The 15,168-nt window shown below is 58.8% G+C and carries 14 protein-coding genes; 7 read left to right on the top strand and 7 right to left on the bottom strand.

What is annotated here, in order from left to right; all coding sequences use genetic code 11:
- The first annotated feature begins 3 nt into the window (after positions 1-3).
- The 3 genes from kdpC to OHL18_RS21880 all read left to right on the top strand — a co-directional run bounded on the left by kdpC (position 4) and on the right by OHL18_RS21880 (position 3,118).
- The gene (gene kdpC, locus OHL18_RS21890; RefSeq protein ID WP_263377014.1) at positions 4-573 is read left to right on the top strand and encodes a potassium-transporting ATPase subunit KdpC; all 570 of its coding nucleotides are present in this window, start codon (positions 4-6) and stop codon (positions 571-573) included.
- Positions 574-639: 66 nt separating this feature from the next.
- Complete coding sequence (gene htpG / locus OHL18_RS21885) at positions 640-2,520, top strand: molecular chaperone HtpG (protein ID WP_263377013.1); 1,881 nt, start codon at positions 640-642, stop codon at positions 2,518-2,520.
- Positions 2,521-2,608: 88 nt separating this feature from the next.
- Positions 2,609-3,118 carry a hypothetical protein gene (locus tag OHL18_RS21880; RefSeq protein WP_263377012.1) on the top strand — a complete coding sequence of 170 codons (510 nt, stop codon included), beginning with the start codon at positions 2,609-2,611 and terminating at the stop codon, positions 3,116-3,118.
- 99 nt (positions 3,119-3,217) lie between these two features.
- Here the strand turns inward: OHL18_RS21880 and OHL18_RS21875 are convergent, their stop codons facing one another.
- The 5 genes from OHL18_RS21875 to OHL18_RS21855 all read right to left on the bottom strand — a co-directional run bounded on the left by OHL18_RS21875 (position 3,218) and on the right by OHL18_RS21855 (position 9,163).
- Positions 3,218-3,970: a DUF3800 domain-containing protein gene (locus OHL18_RS21875; RefSeq protein WP_263377011.1), complete on the bottom strand. Its 753-nt coding sequence runs from the start codon at positions 3,968-3,970 to the stop codon at positions 3,218-3,220.
- Positions 3,971-4,184: 214 nt separating this feature from the next.
- Complete coding sequence (gene groL / locus OHL18_RS21870; RefSeq protein ID WP_317890522.1) at positions 4,185-5,858, bottom strand: chaperonin GroEL; 1,674 nt, start codon at positions 5,856-5,858, stop codon at positions 4,185-4,187.
- Between the two features lie 81 nt (positions 5,859-5,939).
- Entirely contained in the window at positions 5,940-6,239 is a 300-nt protein-coding gene (locus tag OHL18_RS21865) for a co-chaperone GroES (protein ID WP_184221635.1), read from the bottom strand.
- 249 nt (positions 6,240-6,488) lie between these two features.
- Positions 6,489-8,231: an energy transducer TonB gene (locus tag OHL18_RS21860; protein ID WP_263377010.1), complete on the bottom strand. Its 1,743-nt coding sequence runs from the start codon at positions 8,229-8,231 to the stop codon at positions 6,489-6,491.
- Between the two features lie 110 nt (positions 8,232-8,341).
- A complete protein-coding gene (locus tag OHL18_RS21855) occupies positions 8,342-9,163 on the bottom strand; it encodes a GAF domain-containing protein (protein ID WP_263377009.1) in 822 nt (273 codons plus the stop codon).
- Between the two features lie 184 nt (positions 9,164-9,347).
- Between OHL18_RS21855 and OHL18_RS21850 the strand changes: the two genes are divergently transcribed.
- Genes OHL18_RS21850 through OHL18_RS21840 form a run of 3 tightly spaced genes read left to right on the top strand, consistent with a single transcriptional unit; the run spans position 9,348 to position 11,265 of the window.
- The gene (locus tag OHL18_RS21850; RefSeq protein WP_263377008.1) at positions 9,348-9,911 is read left to right on the top strand and encodes a carboxypeptidase-like regulatory domain-containing protein; all 564 of its coding nucleotides are present in this window, start codon (positions 9,348-9,350) and stop codon (positions 9,909-9,911) included.
- 18 nt (positions 9,912-9,929) lie between these two features.
- Entirely contained in the window at positions 9,930-10,658 is a 729-nt protein-coding gene (locus OHL18_RS21845; RefSeq protein ID WP_263377007.1) for an SDR family NAD(P)-dependent oxidoreductase, read from the top strand.
- A 22-nt stretch (positions 10,659-10,680) separates the two neighbouring features.
- Entirely contained in the window at positions 10,681-11,265 is a 585-nt protein-coding gene (locus OHL18_RS21840) for a KdsC family phosphatase (RefSeq protein ID WP_263377006.1), read from the top strand.
- Between the two features lie 39 nt (positions 11,266-11,304).
- Here OHL18_RS21840 and OHL18_RS21835 read toward each other — a convergent pair whose 3' ends face one another.
- A complete protein-coding gene (locus OHL18_RS21835) occupies positions 11,305-12,804 on the bottom strand; it encodes a hypothetical protein (RefSeq protein ID WP_263377005.1) in 1,500 nt (499 codons plus the stop codon).
- 107 nt (positions 12,805-12,911) lie between these two features.
- Here OHL18_RS21835 and OHL18_RS21830 point away from each other — a divergent pair, with 107 nt between their 5' ends.
- A complete protein-coding gene (locus tag OHL18_RS21830; protein WP_263377004.1) occupies positions 12,912-13,787 on the top strand; it encodes an aldo/keto reductase in 876 nt (291 codons plus the stop codon).
- A gap of 192 nt (positions 13,788-13,979) precedes the next feature.
- Here OHL18_RS21830 and OHL18_RS21825 read toward each other — a convergent pair whose 3' ends face one another.
- Positions 13,980-14,804 (bottom strand): tyrosine-protein phosphatase, encoded by an 825-nt coding sequence (locus OHL18_RS21825; protein ID WP_263377003.1) that lies wholly within the window; start codon positions 14,802-14,804, stop codon positions 13,980-13,982.
- Positions 14,805-15,168 lie beyond the last annotated feature (364 nt).

Below are 15,168 nucleotides of genomic sequence, written 5' to 3'. Positions count from 1 at the left end.
GCAATGCGCAAGGCACTTATCACTTCGATTCTCTACACGATCGTCACAACCATCTTGCTGGGTATCGGCTATCCGATGCTGGTGACGGTGATCGCTCGGTCGGCCTTCCCGAAGCAGGCGAACGGAAGCCTGATCGTGAAGAGTGGAATGGTCGTCGGCTCCTCCTTGATTGGGCAGCCCTTTAGCGGCGATAACTACTTCCACAGCCGGCCATCTGCCGCTGGTGCGGGCTATGATCCCACCTTGTCGGGTGGGTCGAACCTTGGCCCGACGAGTAAGAAGCTCGTCGACCGGATCGCCGCTGACACCGCAACTGTGCAGCTTGATCACCCAGGCGTGCCGGTGCCGATCGACCTTGTGACCACATCGGGGTCTGGTCTCGATCCGCACATCTCGCCGGCCGCTGCGGAGTACCAGGTGGCCCGTATTGCGAAGCAGCGCAAGCTGAGCGAAGATATGGTGCGGACCCTTGTAGCGAAGCATACGACGCAACGCACCCTCGGTCTGCTCGGCGAGCCAACGGTCAACGTGCTGGAATTGAACCTCGATCTGGACCATGTAAATCCAGATTGAAAATTGCGGATGGAAGGCTGTCTTCGGACTTTATCGACACGCGAAGAAGAGCGATAATGGATGCCTATGGCAAACGCAACCGCTACAAAACGTGAGTTTCAAACCGAAGTCAGCCAACTCCTCCAACTCATCATCCACTCTCTCTACTCGCACCCGGAGATCTTCCTCCGCGAGTTGATCTCGAACTCCTCCGACGCACTCGATAAGCTGCGCCATCTGACGTTGACGGATGACGCCTTCAAGTCGTTCGCGTTCGATCCGCGGATTGACCTGGAGCTTGACGAAGAGAATCACACCATCACATTGAGCGATACCGGCATCGGTATGAACGAGGAAGATCTCGTCTCGCACCTCGGCACGATCGCCCGCTCGGGCACAAAGAACTTTCTCGCGCAGTTATCCTCCGATGCGAAGAAGGACTCGAACCTCATCGGTCAGTTCGGCGTGGGCTTTTATAGCGCCTTCATGGTGGCCGACAACGTCGAGGTGATCTCGCGGAAGGCCGGCGAAGAGCAGGCCTTCAAGTGGACGAGTGACGGCAAGAGCGGCTTCGAGATCGAGCCTGCAGAGCGTCATTCGCAAGGTACGACCATCAAGCTGCACCTGAACGAGGAAGGGAAGCAGTACGCCAATGGCTGGCGGCTGCAGGAGATCGTCAAGAAGTACTCGAACCACATCGCGTTCCCCATCTTCCTGACCTACGAGAAGAGCGAGTGGAACGAGGAAGAGAAGAAGTCCGAAAAGAAACTCGTTACCGAGCAGGTAAACGCCGCGAGCGCCATGTGGCGGCGCAGCAAGAGCGAGTTGAAGGACGAGGACTACAAGGAGTTCTATAAGTCCATCTCTGGCGACTGGAACGATCCGCTCTTCTGGTTCCACACCAAAGCAGAGGGCAGCCTGGAGTACACGACACTCTTCTTCATTCCGTCGAAGGCCCCGATGGATCTTTACAATGCGGACTATCGCGTCGGCGTGAAGCTATATGTGAAGCGCGTCTACATCATGGACGACGCCAAGGAACTGCTGCCGCAGTATCTGCGCTTCGTGCGCGGCGTTATCGACAGCGAAGACCTGCCGCTGAATGTGAGCCGTGAGATTCTGCAGCAGAACCGCGTCCTGACCAGCATTCGAACGGCGAGCGTGAAGAAGATCCTGACCGAGCTGAAGAACGCTTCGGAGTCGCAGCCTGAGAAGTACCTGGAGTTCATCCAGCAGTTCAATCGTCCTCTGAAGGAAGGTCTGTACAGCGACTATGCCAATCGCGAGACGCTGCTGGAGCTTGTCCGTTTCAAGTCCACGAAGGCGGAGGGGTTGACCAGCCTCGCCGATGTGAAGTCTCGGATGAAGCCAGAGCAGAAGGCGATCTATTACATCACTGGCGGGTCAGAGTCACTGCTGAAGTCTTCGCCGCTGTTGGAGATCTACAAGAAGAAGGACATCGAGGTGCTGATCCTCGACGACGACTTCGACGAGATCGTCTTTTCCGGTGTCGACAAGTACGGCGAGATTGAGCTAAAGGCAGTCAACAAGGCCGCAACCAGTGACGACCTGAAAGACGAAGCGGATGCCGATAAATCCGAGACACTGCAGCCGCTGCTCGACAAGCTGAAGGCCACGCTGGGCGATCGCGTAAAGGACGTTCGTGCGTCGGTGCGGCTGGCGGACAGCCCTTCCGTGATCGTGAGCGATGAAGATGAACCTTCCCTCCAGATGCTGCAGATGATGCGAGCGATGGGGCAGAAGGACATTCCCGCGCCGAAGCCTACGCTCGAGATCAATCCCGATCATGAGATCGTGAAGAAGCTGCTGGCTCGGCCGGACGATGCTCTGGCGACCGATGCGGCCTGGCTCCTACTCGACCAGGCTCTGCTGATGGAAGGCGTGCAGTTGCAGGACCCGGCCTCGTTTGTACAGCGGCTGAACCGGGTGTTGAGCAGTTCCATCTAGAAGTCACTTGCTGATTGAGATGACGGCCAGCGGGAATCTCGAAACCCGCTGGCCGTTTGTTATGCGGAGAAGGTACCATGGCAGGCCTATGCACACTTCATCCGTTCGCAAACTCCTGTTCATTATCCTATTCGTGTTGATGATGGGACATGCCTCCGCTCAACAGCCAGAAGCCGTAGCCTGTAAAGGTTTTGATCGCGCTGCCTCCAGTGCATTGCAGACGATGAAGGCGAAGGCCGAAGAGTTGAAGATCGGCGGCGCAGCCGTGCTCGCCTGCTTCGAGGGTGACTCGATTCAGTCGTGGAGTTCAAAGATGCTTGTCGTCGGGCGGATGAAGGACACTCCGACCGCCACAGACAAAGGCTCAAACCTGCTGGCGATTGCTTATGCCAAGGCCGCGGAGATGGCGGACACTCTGAAGGACAGCGGCAGCAAGGTTCGTCCACCGATGACGGGCGAGTTCGGCTGGGAGGGTGGCGTGATCGTCCCGATCAAGGGCGGCCACATCATCGCCGCCTTTAGCGGCGGAAAGTCGGAGGATGACGTGGCGACATCAGGTGCGGGAGCAGCAAAGTTGCAAGAACTCATCCGCAAATAGAAATATCAGAAACCAACGTAAGAGGTGAAGAGCATCTGTAGCTGCGGAACAGAATCAAGCCTCAGAAGCACTTCTGGGTCGCCGTGACGGAATGGTTCATTAAGATTGGTTAGCTCTATCCCATTCGAGACGTTTGGCGAGCATATCGATCATCATTTCGTCTGACCATATGGTGAAAGTGACGATGTTCTTGTGCAGTTGTTGGTCGATTCGCGCGGTCAAGCAAATCTCTCTCACCAAGCCTGCCATCAGATCTGCCACCTGAAGTTGCGGATACAGCTTATCGTCTCCGAAAAACAGGGTCTTCATTACTTTCCCTTTATCGGGGTTCATTGTTTTGAATGCTTTATAGATTTGTAACACGCGCCTAGAAGTATTGGAGTCGTCGGAAACAAAGGCAACCCGGTTTTTCTCTCCACTTTCCTGAGTCCTGTCGGCGCACTCTCCCATTAAGGTTTGCATTGCCGCCTCATACGGGTCTACAGGAAAAATGGAGGCAGCCCTGTCGCTGCTTTTCCTAATAGCGGCGTATGAGCAGAGAGGTATAGCATGAGCCATCCCCCTCACTCCCGAATTTGAGATGATTTCTTGAAGGTCTTGAAAAAGTGCACCGGCGATATGGGAGCCCTTTGGGGGAGGGTACAGGTCAACCTTCCTGAACTTAAAAAACTGGCCCCTAAATGCGCGATATTGGAAATACTTGAAGTATTCGATTCCATCGGCATCGAGTCGTTTATTCCACGAATCGGTGACTGCCTTCCACTGGTTCTTGGTGCCCACAGCGGCCCCAGCCACAGCTATGGCTTGCTTTTTCTGATCCGAACTGTCATCAAGATAAGCTCTGAATAGCATTGCAAATGATCTCATTCAGTCATGGAGTCAATCTCGCCATGAAAAGGCATCTTAATTTCGGCGCACCACCGACCCTCGCGTGAAAGGGTGGGTTCCTATAAGCAATTATGCACTTCCACAGTGAAAGAAGAAGCGCAGCAGGAAAGCCCCGGATTTCTCCGGGGCTTTCTCGTTCGTCTTTGCGCCAAAGGCGCGGTTGCCTGGATGGCAGATCCTAGTACATGCCGTCCATGCCGCCGCCGCCGTGGTTGTGACCGCCGCCGCCCGCTTCCTTCTTCTCGGGGATCTCGGAGATCATGGCTTCGGTGGTGAGCATCAGGCCTGCGATGGAGGACGCGTTCTGCAGGGCAGTGCGCGTTACCTTTGTTGGGTCGATGACGCCAGCCGCGACCAGGTCTTCGTAGACGCCGGTTCCGGCGTTGTAGCCGAAGTTAGTGTCCTTCGAATCGTGGATCTTGCCGATGACCACCGCACCTTCTTCGCCAGCGTTCGAGACGATCATGCGAAGCGGCTCTTCGATAGCGCGACGGATGATAGCTGCGCCGATCTTCTCGTCGCCTTCAAGCGTCTTGATGAGAGCGTCAACAACGTGCGTGCAGCGGATGAGCGCTACGCCGCCGCCGGGGACGATGCCTTCCTCAACTGCCGCACGGGTTGCGTGCATGGCATCTTCGACGCGGGCCTTCTTCTCCTTCATCTCGGTCTCGGTTGCAGCTCCCACCTTGATGACAGCAACGCCGCCAACCAGCTTGGCAAGACGCTCCTGGAGCTTCTCGCGATCGTAGTCAGAGGTGGTCTTTTCGACCTGCGCGCGAATCTCCTTCACACGACCGGAGATGTCATCGTCCGCTCCGCCGCCGTCGACGATGGTGGTGTTGTCCTTGTCGATGGTGACGCGCTTGGCGGTGCCGAGATCTTCGATCTTGACGCCCTCGAGCTTGATGCCGAGGTCTTCGGTGATGGCCTTGCCGCCGGTGAGGATGGCGATGTCCTGCAGCATGGCCTTGCGGCGATCGCCAAAGCCAGGCGCCTTGACGGCAGCGACGTTGAGCGTGCCACGCAGCTTGTTGACGACCAGGGTCGCGAGCGCTTCGCCGTCTACATCCTCAGCGATGATGACGAGGGGCTTAGCGGTGCGGGCGATCTGTTCGAGCAGGGGGAGCAGGTCCTTCATCGAAGAGATCTTCTTCTCGTAGATGAGAATGTAGGGGTTCTCGAGGGCAGCTTCCATGCGCTCTGCGTCGGTGACGAAGTAGGGCGAGAGGTAGCCGCGATCGAACTGCATACCCTCGACGACATCGAGTTGGGTCTCCATGGTGCGGGACTCTTCAACCGTGATGACGCCGTCCTTGCCGACCTTCTTCATAGCTTCCGCGATGATGGTGCCGATCTGCGAGTCAGAGTTAGCCGAGATGGTGCCAACCTGGGCGATCATCTCGCCGGAGACAGGCTTCGAGAAGGTGGAGAGGGCTCCGCCAACGACAACGCCGTTCTCATCGCGCTTGCCGATGATGGCTTCGACGGCCTTGTCGATGCCGCGCTTCAGCGCCATCGGGTTCGCACCAGCGGCGACGGTCTTCACGCCTTCGCGGTAGATCGCTTGGGCGAGAACGGTTGCGGTCGTGGTGCCGTCGCCGGCTACGTCCGAGGTCTTCGAAGCCACTTCGCGGACCATCTGTGCGCCCATGTTCTCAAGCGCGTTGCCGAGCTCGATCTCCTTGGCGACGGTGACGCCGTCCTTCGTGATGGTGGGCGAGCCGAACTTCTTCTCGATGACGACGTTGCGGCCCTTGGGGCCGAGGGTCACCTTGACCGCGTCGGCCAGGATGTTGACGCCGCGCAGGATCGCCTGGCGGGAATCTTCTCCGTGCAGAATTTGCTTTGCCATGATTCGTTGCTCCTAAAATTGTTCTTGCTGCTGCTTCTTAAGGTTTTGCGCCCAAGAGGGCGCGGTACACGGCGCGAAGCGCTACTTCTTCAGGATGCCGAGGACTTCTTCTTCGCGCATGATGAGGAACTCTTCGCCATCGAGCTTGATCTCGGTGCCGGAGTACTTGCCGAAGAGGATGCTGTCGCCAGCCTTGACATCGAGCGGGAAGGTCTTGCCCTCGTCGTTGGACTTGCCCTTGCCGACGGAGATGACCTTGCCCTCTTGCGGCTTCTCTTTAGCGGAGTCCGGGATGATGATGCCGCCGCGGATGCTCTCGCCCTCTTCAACGCGCTTTACCAGGATGCGATCGTGAAGCGGTGTGAATGATGATGCTGCCATAACTCGTATCTCCTTCATTCTTTAGGCGCGAATCGACGGTGCGAGACGCGCGAGTTGCCGGTGCCTTTGAACGACCAAGGCGGATGCCTGTAGATCGCAGTCGTGAGTGGGGTAGAGGCGTTAGCACTCTTACCCTTCGACTGCTAACGATAGGCTATCGCCGAGGGGCGTGTCAACACGGCATTGTGAAATATGAGTGAAAGACGCGCAGGTTTCAAGGAGGGGTGCAGCACGGGGTCGGAATAGCCCTCAGCGCACCTCGGCGGTGAATTGCCTCACCCACTCATGGCCTTTGAGTACAAAGATGGCGGGTGAGACCGTTCCGGCGGGCTCCAGACTGGTGACACTCATCTGCATCCCCAACTTGCCGCCATTCAGTACATCGATCCTGCGTGGTACGCTTACGTCGTTGAAGCTCTGGAAGTCCTGGAGTCGCACCTCTAAGCCGTTGCTGAAGGTCTGCAGTAGTCTGCCTGAGTTGTCGAACCAGTATGCGTTGAACTGTTTCGGGTCCGGGGTTCCGTCCGGGTTTTCGTAACCTCGGGCCACTCGAATGGCCGCAACCCCGCCGACCACATCTCGCTTGATCCTCCAATCGGATTCGACGAAGGTGTCGATCGCGGGTATCGGCTCCATATTGATGAGAACGAGCCGCAGCAGCGGGACCTCCGGGCCTTCAGTGACTACGTAACGCTTTTCGCCGTTTCTCGTCCTGATGACGCGGCTGTTGCCGACTACAGCTTCTCGTCGCCACTGGCTGTCGCTGAGCCAGGTGTCCGTATAGGTTCCTGTCTCCACCGCGCCAGAACTTCCGCGTGTCTTGAATTCAGCTTGCAGAATATAGGGCTGTTTCGATGCCGCAGCAGGAAAGTCTGCCTTTCGACCGTGCTCGAAGTAAGTCCTCGCACTCTCGAAGCTCTCGACACCTGCTGGCCTGCTCGTCTTGAAGGGCATGGTGATCGTCGTGACAACCTGAGCCGGCAGGCCGTTCACAAGATAAGGTTTGAAGCGCATACGCCTGATCCGGTCGCGTGCTGCGTCGCTGAGCCCCGGATTGTCGCTCAGCAGGCTGCCCATGTCGCGGATTTTGCCTTCGCGATCGATGACGACCTCGGCCAGCAGAACTCCCTCGAGTGGGCCTTGCTCCAGCGTGGGCCAGCCTGAGACTTCCTGTGGAAGAAGGTTCTTTCGAACTGCAATTTCATCCACGACGGCGGTCTCCAGGATGGGATCTGACGGATTGGGACCGGGATCGAGAAGCCTTGATGGGGACTCGTTAAGGTCTTCGAGAGAAGTGACCCGTGCGGTGACTTCGGCTCCGCCGCCGCCGGACGTCACCTTGCGAGCGATGTAGCGTCCATGGAAGTCGGTAAGCTCGCTGAGGCCAGCGTCGTAACCGATGCCGCTGGCGAAGGTGACGCCGTTGGGGGCAAGGTCGAGGCCAGCACCGATGCCTTTACTTACGGTCCCGTCGGTGCCCATCACGACCCAGCTAACATGAGTCTCAACAAGTTGATGCTTCTCTTCGCCCGTCTTCACGGTCCCGTCGGTGCCCATCTCGACCCAGCTAACATGAGTCCCACCAAGATTCTTCTCTTCACCTGTCTTCACGTAACGCAGCGTCTTATCGAGATCAGGAACCGGCTTGACCAGGGCGACGGCCGTCTCGCGGAGCCACTCTGGGAAGTAGTCTCCCTCGTTCTTCTGCCAGACCTTTCCATCATGGACAATCTCGATCTGGTGGAACTCTGGCGAGCGCACTTCGCGGCGCCAATTGTCCGGGCTAAACCACCAAATCTCGACTTCGCCGGAGCGCCCGGAAGAGTTGTCGCGCTCGAAGCTTGGCGAGAGGATCGCCTTGAGGTGGAACGGTTTCGTTCCGGGTTGGTCAAGCGTGTTGCGCTCGACGGCCTTTTTGACCCGGGTGGTGATGTCTTCTGCTTTTGTCGAAATGCACGGCAACATGGCCGCCACGATGCATGCTGCGATCAATCTCTGGCGCATGGCCGCAATGTACACTAAGTGGTCGCCTTGTCGATGAAGGCTGGCGAGCTCGAAATCATTCCACCGGCCGGAGTACGAGACCCGGCCCAATATGGAAGCTAATGTGGCACGCGATCCTCAGCATTCTTACGGGGAAGCGTCAATAGAATTCTCGTCAAGATGGACAGGCGTTCGAAGTCGCTTTCGAGCTTGAGCGCAAGCGACTGCTCATCTCCGATGCCGCTCTCCTGCTTCGCGATGTAAAGCAGATTGGTCAGGCTTTGCAAAGGGTTGTTGATCTCGTGGGCCAGATCGTTTGCCATGGCCATGGCAGCCGTCGCACGCGCCTGGGCCAGGAGCTTCTCCTGCTGACGTTGCTGTCTTATTCCCATTGCGGCGAAGTTAGCGAGGATCTGCATAAGATGAAGGTCTTCTGCGTCAAAGGCCTCTGCTTCGGTGTGGGAGATGACAAAGATCGTTCCGCGCATCTCATCGGTCTGCCATGGCAGCAGGATTCCATCCTGGACGAGCGCCGCCTCGACGCCGAGGATGTCGAAGAAGCGCTGATCCACGCGAAATAGCTGCGGCGTCCCACGCTCCAGGCACACTGTACAGGCGCTTGGATAACGGGGAAGTGAGGCGTTAAGGAAGGGACTGTACTCGCCGGCTGTGGCGATCCATTGATAAAACTGCTCGTCGGTACCGCCTTCTCGCTCGATGCTCACGCCTGCACTGTCGGCCCCGCACAGGCGGACGGCCGCGGTAACCAGCTCCTGGATAATCGTCTCGGGGTGATCGACGAAGGCGAGCGCGAGCTGGTTGAGCCCTTCCATCTGCAGGGTGCTGCTGCGGGACTGCCGGTGCCTTGTCGCGTAGGCCGCACCATTGGACAGGTCCGTTACTTCCAGCCCAACCTTGTCGAGTTCATTGTTCTGGATCATCAACGTCTCACGATTGTATCGACTTCGCCGACTGGCGGACCAAAACGAGACACCGAGTCCAAGTTGCCGAGAAGACATGCGAGTGACGGCTCGATCGCGGACCGGCGCGCCCGTGTTGGATCAAGCGGTGCCTAAGACCTCCGCTCCGCTCGTCAGCGCTGTGTCGCCGGGGTAGAATCAGTGCATGTGTCTTCGTCGCTATCTCGGCCTGGCCGGGCTGCTCTCTTTCAGTCTCGCTTCTGTTCTTCCAATGGCATCTGCGCAGGATCATTCGCGTGGCCGCAAGTACAAAGCTCCACCGGATACCTCTCACATTGAGGTCGAAATCGTTCGGGCGAGCAACGGCAAGCCCATTCCGAACGCCGCCGTGATCTTCAATCCGGAGAAGGATGGCAAGGACGAGGGCAATCTCGAGGTGAAGACCGGCCCCGATGGCAAGGCTGCCATCGACGTGATCCCCACCGGTAGCAAGTTGCGGGTGCAGGTGATTGCGGGCGGCTTCGCGACGTTCGCTGAAGATTACATGATCGACACCACGACCAAAGAGATCAGCATTAAGATGCTGCGTCCGCGGGCGCAGGTTTCGGCGTATGTGGACAACTCCGGCAAGGCCTCCGAACGCAAGCCGGGAGTGCAGGAACCTGTCAGGCCGCCCACTACGCCTCCGCCTGCCAGCGTAACTCCTCCAGCTACTCCGGACGCAGAATCGAAGACTCCTCCGGCACCTGAGACCAAGCCAAATCTGTAACGAAAAGTAAGAGACAAGATGAGCAGACCGTTGGCAGGCAAGACCGTGCTCGTGACCGGCGGCGCGAAGAGGATTGGGCGAGAGATCGCGTTGACGCTGGCACGGGCTGGAGCGAACGTTGCGATCACGTTCGGAGGCTCACAGGCTGAGGCGGAGCAGACGGTTGCGGACCTTGCAGCGCTCGATGTGGAGGCGATGGCCGTTCGCTGCGAGCTACGCGACCCTGAAGATGTGAAGCAGACGGTCGGTGCGGTCATCGAAGAGTTTGAGCGGCTGGATATTCTGGTGAACAACGCCGGGACCTTCGAGTCGGTCGCGCTCGAAGAGATCTCCGTGGAAGCGTGGGACAGGATGTTCGAGACGAACACGCGCGCTCCGTTCCTGGTAGCGCAGGCGGCGCATCCGGCACTACAGGCTGCGAGTGGGCGGATTGTGAACATCGGCTCATTGGGCGGGCTGCATCCGTGGGCCACCCATGCGCATTACTGCACGTCGAAAGCGGCGCTGCACATGCTCTCGCAGACGATGGCGAAGGCGTGGGCGCCGGAGATCAGCGTGAACTGCGTTGCGCCGGGGATGATTGTGCAGGGCGAGGTGGGCGCGGGGTACGAAGAGTTTGCGCGGAGAACACCGATGCAGCGAAACGGCTCCGCGGAGGATGTGGCGGCGGCGGTTTTGTTCTTTGCGACCGCGCCCCACTTTATTACCGGACAGTTGCTCGCGGTGGATGGTGGGTTGGGGCTGTAGATATTTGCGTTAGGATGCCCCTATGTCCGACATTGCCCTAACTTCTCTTGCCAGCCCCGACGTACTGGCGCGTGCCCGTAAGGTCAAACTCTTTCTGATGGACGTAGACGGCACGCTGACCGATGGCGGCGTATGTCTCATCTCGTCTACTTCTGTAGATCCCTCTGCAGAGGTGGTTGTTACCGAGATGAAGGTGTTCAACGCTCAGGATGGACAAGGGCTGTCGCTCGCTCACACCATGGGAATTCAGACCGGCTTTATTACAGGAAGGAAGTCACCCGCGGTTGCCAAGCGCGCACAGGAACTGAAGGTGACGTTTGTTTACCTGGGGCAGGCGACCAAGACCGAAGCCTTCGAGGAGTGTATGCGAAAGGCGGGGGTGACCGAGGAAGAGGTTGCTTACATGGGCGACGACCTGCCGGATATTCCCTTGGCGAAGAGAGCCGGTCTCGCGGTCTGCGTTGCCGATGGCGTGCCCGAACTGAAGGCTGTCTGCCACTTTGTCACTCAGCGGTTGGCTGGACGCGGAACCGCCCGTGAGGTCATTGAACTTATTTTGAAGGCGCAGGGGCGCTGGGAAGAAGCGGTACCGCTGGCGCTTGCTTAGTAGAAGCCGGAGGCGCTGTCGCAACTCTGAAGACCAGAACTAAAGAGTCTTGAGAAACGTGATCAGCGCCTGCTTTTCTTCGGGCGATATATCCAGTCCATACTCGTGGCCGGGGACGGCGCTGCTCTTCAGGTTGTAGCCGCGATAGCCGGTGCGAACGTAGTTTTCGTCGAGGCGGTGGACGTCGAACCAGTCCTCCAGCGTTGCGACTTCGCCGTTGTGGCCGAATGGCCCGCGATACCAGACGCCCTTGAGCGATGGCACTTTGTAGAAGCCGGTGCCGCGACGTGTGTTCAGGGCGTTGTAGGGATCGGTGCCGACGACTACGGGCATGATGCGGTAGTTCGCCTTCGCTTCATCCGTGACCTTGAAGCCTTCGACCGGCGTGAGCATGTTGTTGGTGTAGAGCGGCGGGGTGTGGCACTTTGGGCAGCCCTCGCGGGTGAAGACTTTCTGGCCTTTAGCTGCGAGCGCGTCGAACTTGTTCGGATTCTCTGGTGGCTTCAGCGAGTAGAGATACATGGCCAGCGCGTAGAGCGCGCGGTCGCTGTCGCGGGTCTGGGTCTTCGCGTCGGGCAGCTTGGTATCGCCGGGATCGTTGTTGGGGATGAAGCCGTCGTAGCTGGTGATCTCCTGGATGAAGTTGTTGATCGCGTCGTACCGCATGAGGTCGGCGATGTTGCGGTTCTGTTCGAGGCCAGTGCGGTCGAGGTAGAGCCGATCCCTGACGCCGATGAGGTCGGGGATCTGGATCGGGTACAGAAGACTCGTTCCCTGGCGTGGGTTGACGCCCTGAGGCAGCGAAGCGAGTTGATCGTGGAAGGGCTTGATGCCACCGCCTCCGAGAGGAAGTGATGGATCCGGCTTGATCCAGGGCGCTGCGTAGAAGACATCGTTGAAGGGCGCGGCTGGCGTCTTTTCCGGAATGTTGTGGATGGCGTAGGCGAACATTTGGCCGAAGGGGACGTTGCCCTGCGCTCCGCGAATGACCTTGCCGTCCGGCATTACGCGTGTGTGGCACTCGGCGCAGGCGTCCGTGGCGACCTCGACCTTGCCTTTCTCGCGGATGACATAACTTTCAAAGGGCATGATGCCCTCGGGCGTGGTCGGAGGGTTCACGGCCTGCCACCAGCCGGGATCACGCACGGGCATGAAGCCCTTATCCGGGGGGCCGTAGGTGTTGGCGGAGTCGAAGACGATGGAGCCTGCCTTGATCCAGTCCTCCTCGGTCTTCAACTTATCGAAGTCGACAGCGACCTGCGGCTCCTGCCGCTGCAGCCACTCCCAGTAGCCTTTGGGCTCCTTGCCGGGAGCGTAGACGGGATAGGTCTTCCAAAGAGTGCGCTCGGGGATGGTGTAGTAGTAGGCGCTGGAGAGCGGGCGTACATCGACCTTGGCGGCGCGAGGGAGCTCGATGGAGGCCATGGCAGCGTCGTCCCAGACTTTGGGAATGTCGGGAGTGAAGGGCTTTTTGCTGGAGGGAGACTGGGCCTGGGCGCAGAGCAGGGCGCTGCAGAGGAGGATTGCAATGCGTCGCATAGGGAGAATTTATGCGATGTTCGATGTCACGTCCAAGTAAAAGTTGAAGCAGCATGCGCTATCTTCGCTACGATCAGGCGTATGCTACTCCGCAAGGAGATCGTGCCATGCGGAGAAGAGACTTTCTTAGCAGGTCGGCCCGAGGTTTGGGCGCAGCTATCCTGGGTGGTTCAGCCGTTGCTCGCGCGGCGTTGTTCGAGCCCGAACCGCTTCCGAATAAGTTCAAGGCAAGTGACGAGGTCGTGCTGGGTAAGACCGGCATCCGAACCAGCCGGCTGGCGATGGGGACGGGCACGTTCGGTTACGGCGGACGGTCGAATCAGACGCAGCTTGGGATGTCTCCGCTGACAAGGCTGTTGTTGGATGGATATCACGATAATGGCCTGCGATTCTTCGATGCGGCGGACTCGTATGGCAGCCATCCTTATGTTGCGTCCGCGCTGAAGCAGCTGCCGCGCGACAAGGTGACGGTTCTGACGAAGACGGACACGCGAGATCCTGCTGGAGTGCGGGACGATCTCGACCGGTTTCGACGGGAGCTGGGTGTGGACTACATTGATGTGGTGCTGGTTCATTGCGTGACCGAGGCGGATTGGACGACGCGTTATCGCGGCGTGATGGATGTGCTTTCGGAGGCGAAGCAGAAGGGTGTCATTCGAGCGCATGGCGTCTCTTGCCACAGCTTTTCGGCGCTGAAGGCTGCGGCTGCATCGCCTTGGGTAGAGGTCGATCTCGTGCGGCTGAATCCGATTGGGTCGCACATGGATGCGCGACCGGAGGCGGTGATTCCGGTGATCCAGCATATGCGGGAGGAGGGTAAGGGCATCGTCGGGATGAAGATTCTGGGGCAGGGTGATCTGCGCGACAAGCCGGCAGAGGCGATTCGTTACGCGCTGGGAACGGGGGTGCTGGACGCGTTTACGATTGGGGCGGAGTCGCGGCAGGAGCAGGATGGGTTGACGCGGCATATCGCGGCGGCGTAACGAATGCAGGTCTTCTGATCGGGTTAGAAAGCGTACCTCAGCGGCTAAAGCCGCATTGCGAGGGCGACGGTTATGGCACGGCCTAAGCCGTGCCCTTAGGCAAGGCCAGCTTGAACGATCAAGACGGCTCGAACGAGCAACGCGGCTTGAACGAGAGTAAATTCAGCTTTGTCCAGAGATCGCCGGAATGAGCTATTTGCCCAGGAGCCTGCTCCACCAGCTGGACTTCGTCTCCCCGTCTTCGTAGAGGTTCAGCGGCTCTTCCTGTTCAGGCAGCGGCTGTCCATTGAAGACGGCAGTGGGGTTTGCGGTGCAGATAAGATCGGCGTAGGACTGGCCGTACTTCCTGGCGACGATCTCGTGGGCTTCGCGGATGCGGGGCGGCCGGCCGCGCATGCTGTGGGCGTCAGTGGCGAGGAAGTGGACCCAGCGGTTGGCGAGAAACTTGTGCGCCATCAGTTCGGCGCGCTTGCCCATCTTGCCGAGAACCGAGTCGGCCGTGACCTGGACAAGGAGACCGCCGCGTAGCCAGCCTTCCATGCGCTTGGGGTCGGCCTGGAGCGTCTGGTTGCGCTCCGGGTGGGTGAGGATGGGGGTGGCGTGGGCGAGGCGGAGCTCGTAGTAGGTCTGGGTGAGGCCCTTGGGAAGACCGAAGTCGGGAAGTTCGACGAGCAGGTAGCCATTGCCATTGATGCTGTAGGGGGTGTGGTCCTTCAAGGCGGCTTCGATGTTGTCGAAGGAGAGGTGGAAGTCGCAGCCGAGGCCGAGCGTGAGAGGAATGTTTGCGGCGTTGATCGCGGCCTGGAGCTCGTCCCTCTTCTGACGATTGATGGCAGGGTTGAACTCGTACTCGCCGTTAGCGTGCGGGGTACAGACGACGTGGGTGATGCCTTCGGCGGCGGCCATGCGGGCCATCTCGACCGAGGTTTCGAAGTCGCGAGCGCCATCATCAAGGCCGGAGAGGAGGTGGTGGTGAATGTCGACCATTGGGTTTAAGGGTAGCACTCGCGGGTTCATCCGATTCTTCCCCGCGAATGAGGACGAGCAGCGGGGATCCGAACCAAGCTATAACCCAAGAGTTGTAGAGCAGCGTCGATTTGATACGGATACGCTTTAGGATGCACCATGACCACGACAGTGGTGGGCCCGACGGGCATGGTCATTGGGTGCTTCCCCCGACGACTGGTTCTTTGCGAGATAGCGAAATGGCCGAGGTGTACAACTCGTTTCACAACGTGCCAGAGACCGAGTTTCTGTTCCGCCCCCTGTTTTTCTCAAAAATCCGGTGGCGAGGGCTTTTCTTCGCGTATTGCTCAGCGTTCGTGGTCTTAAATGGCCTTGCTCCGCTCTCGGCTTACTGCCAGCAAGGGATATCGGATCC

Origin of the sequence: Granulicella aggregans, from assembly GCF_025685565.1 — a bacterium.
GTDB lineage: Bacteria > Acidobacteriota > Terriglobia > Terriglobales > Acidobacteriaceae > Edaphobacter > Edaphobacter aggregans_B.
This window is presented reverse-complemented; position numbering and strand designations above follow the sequence as displayed.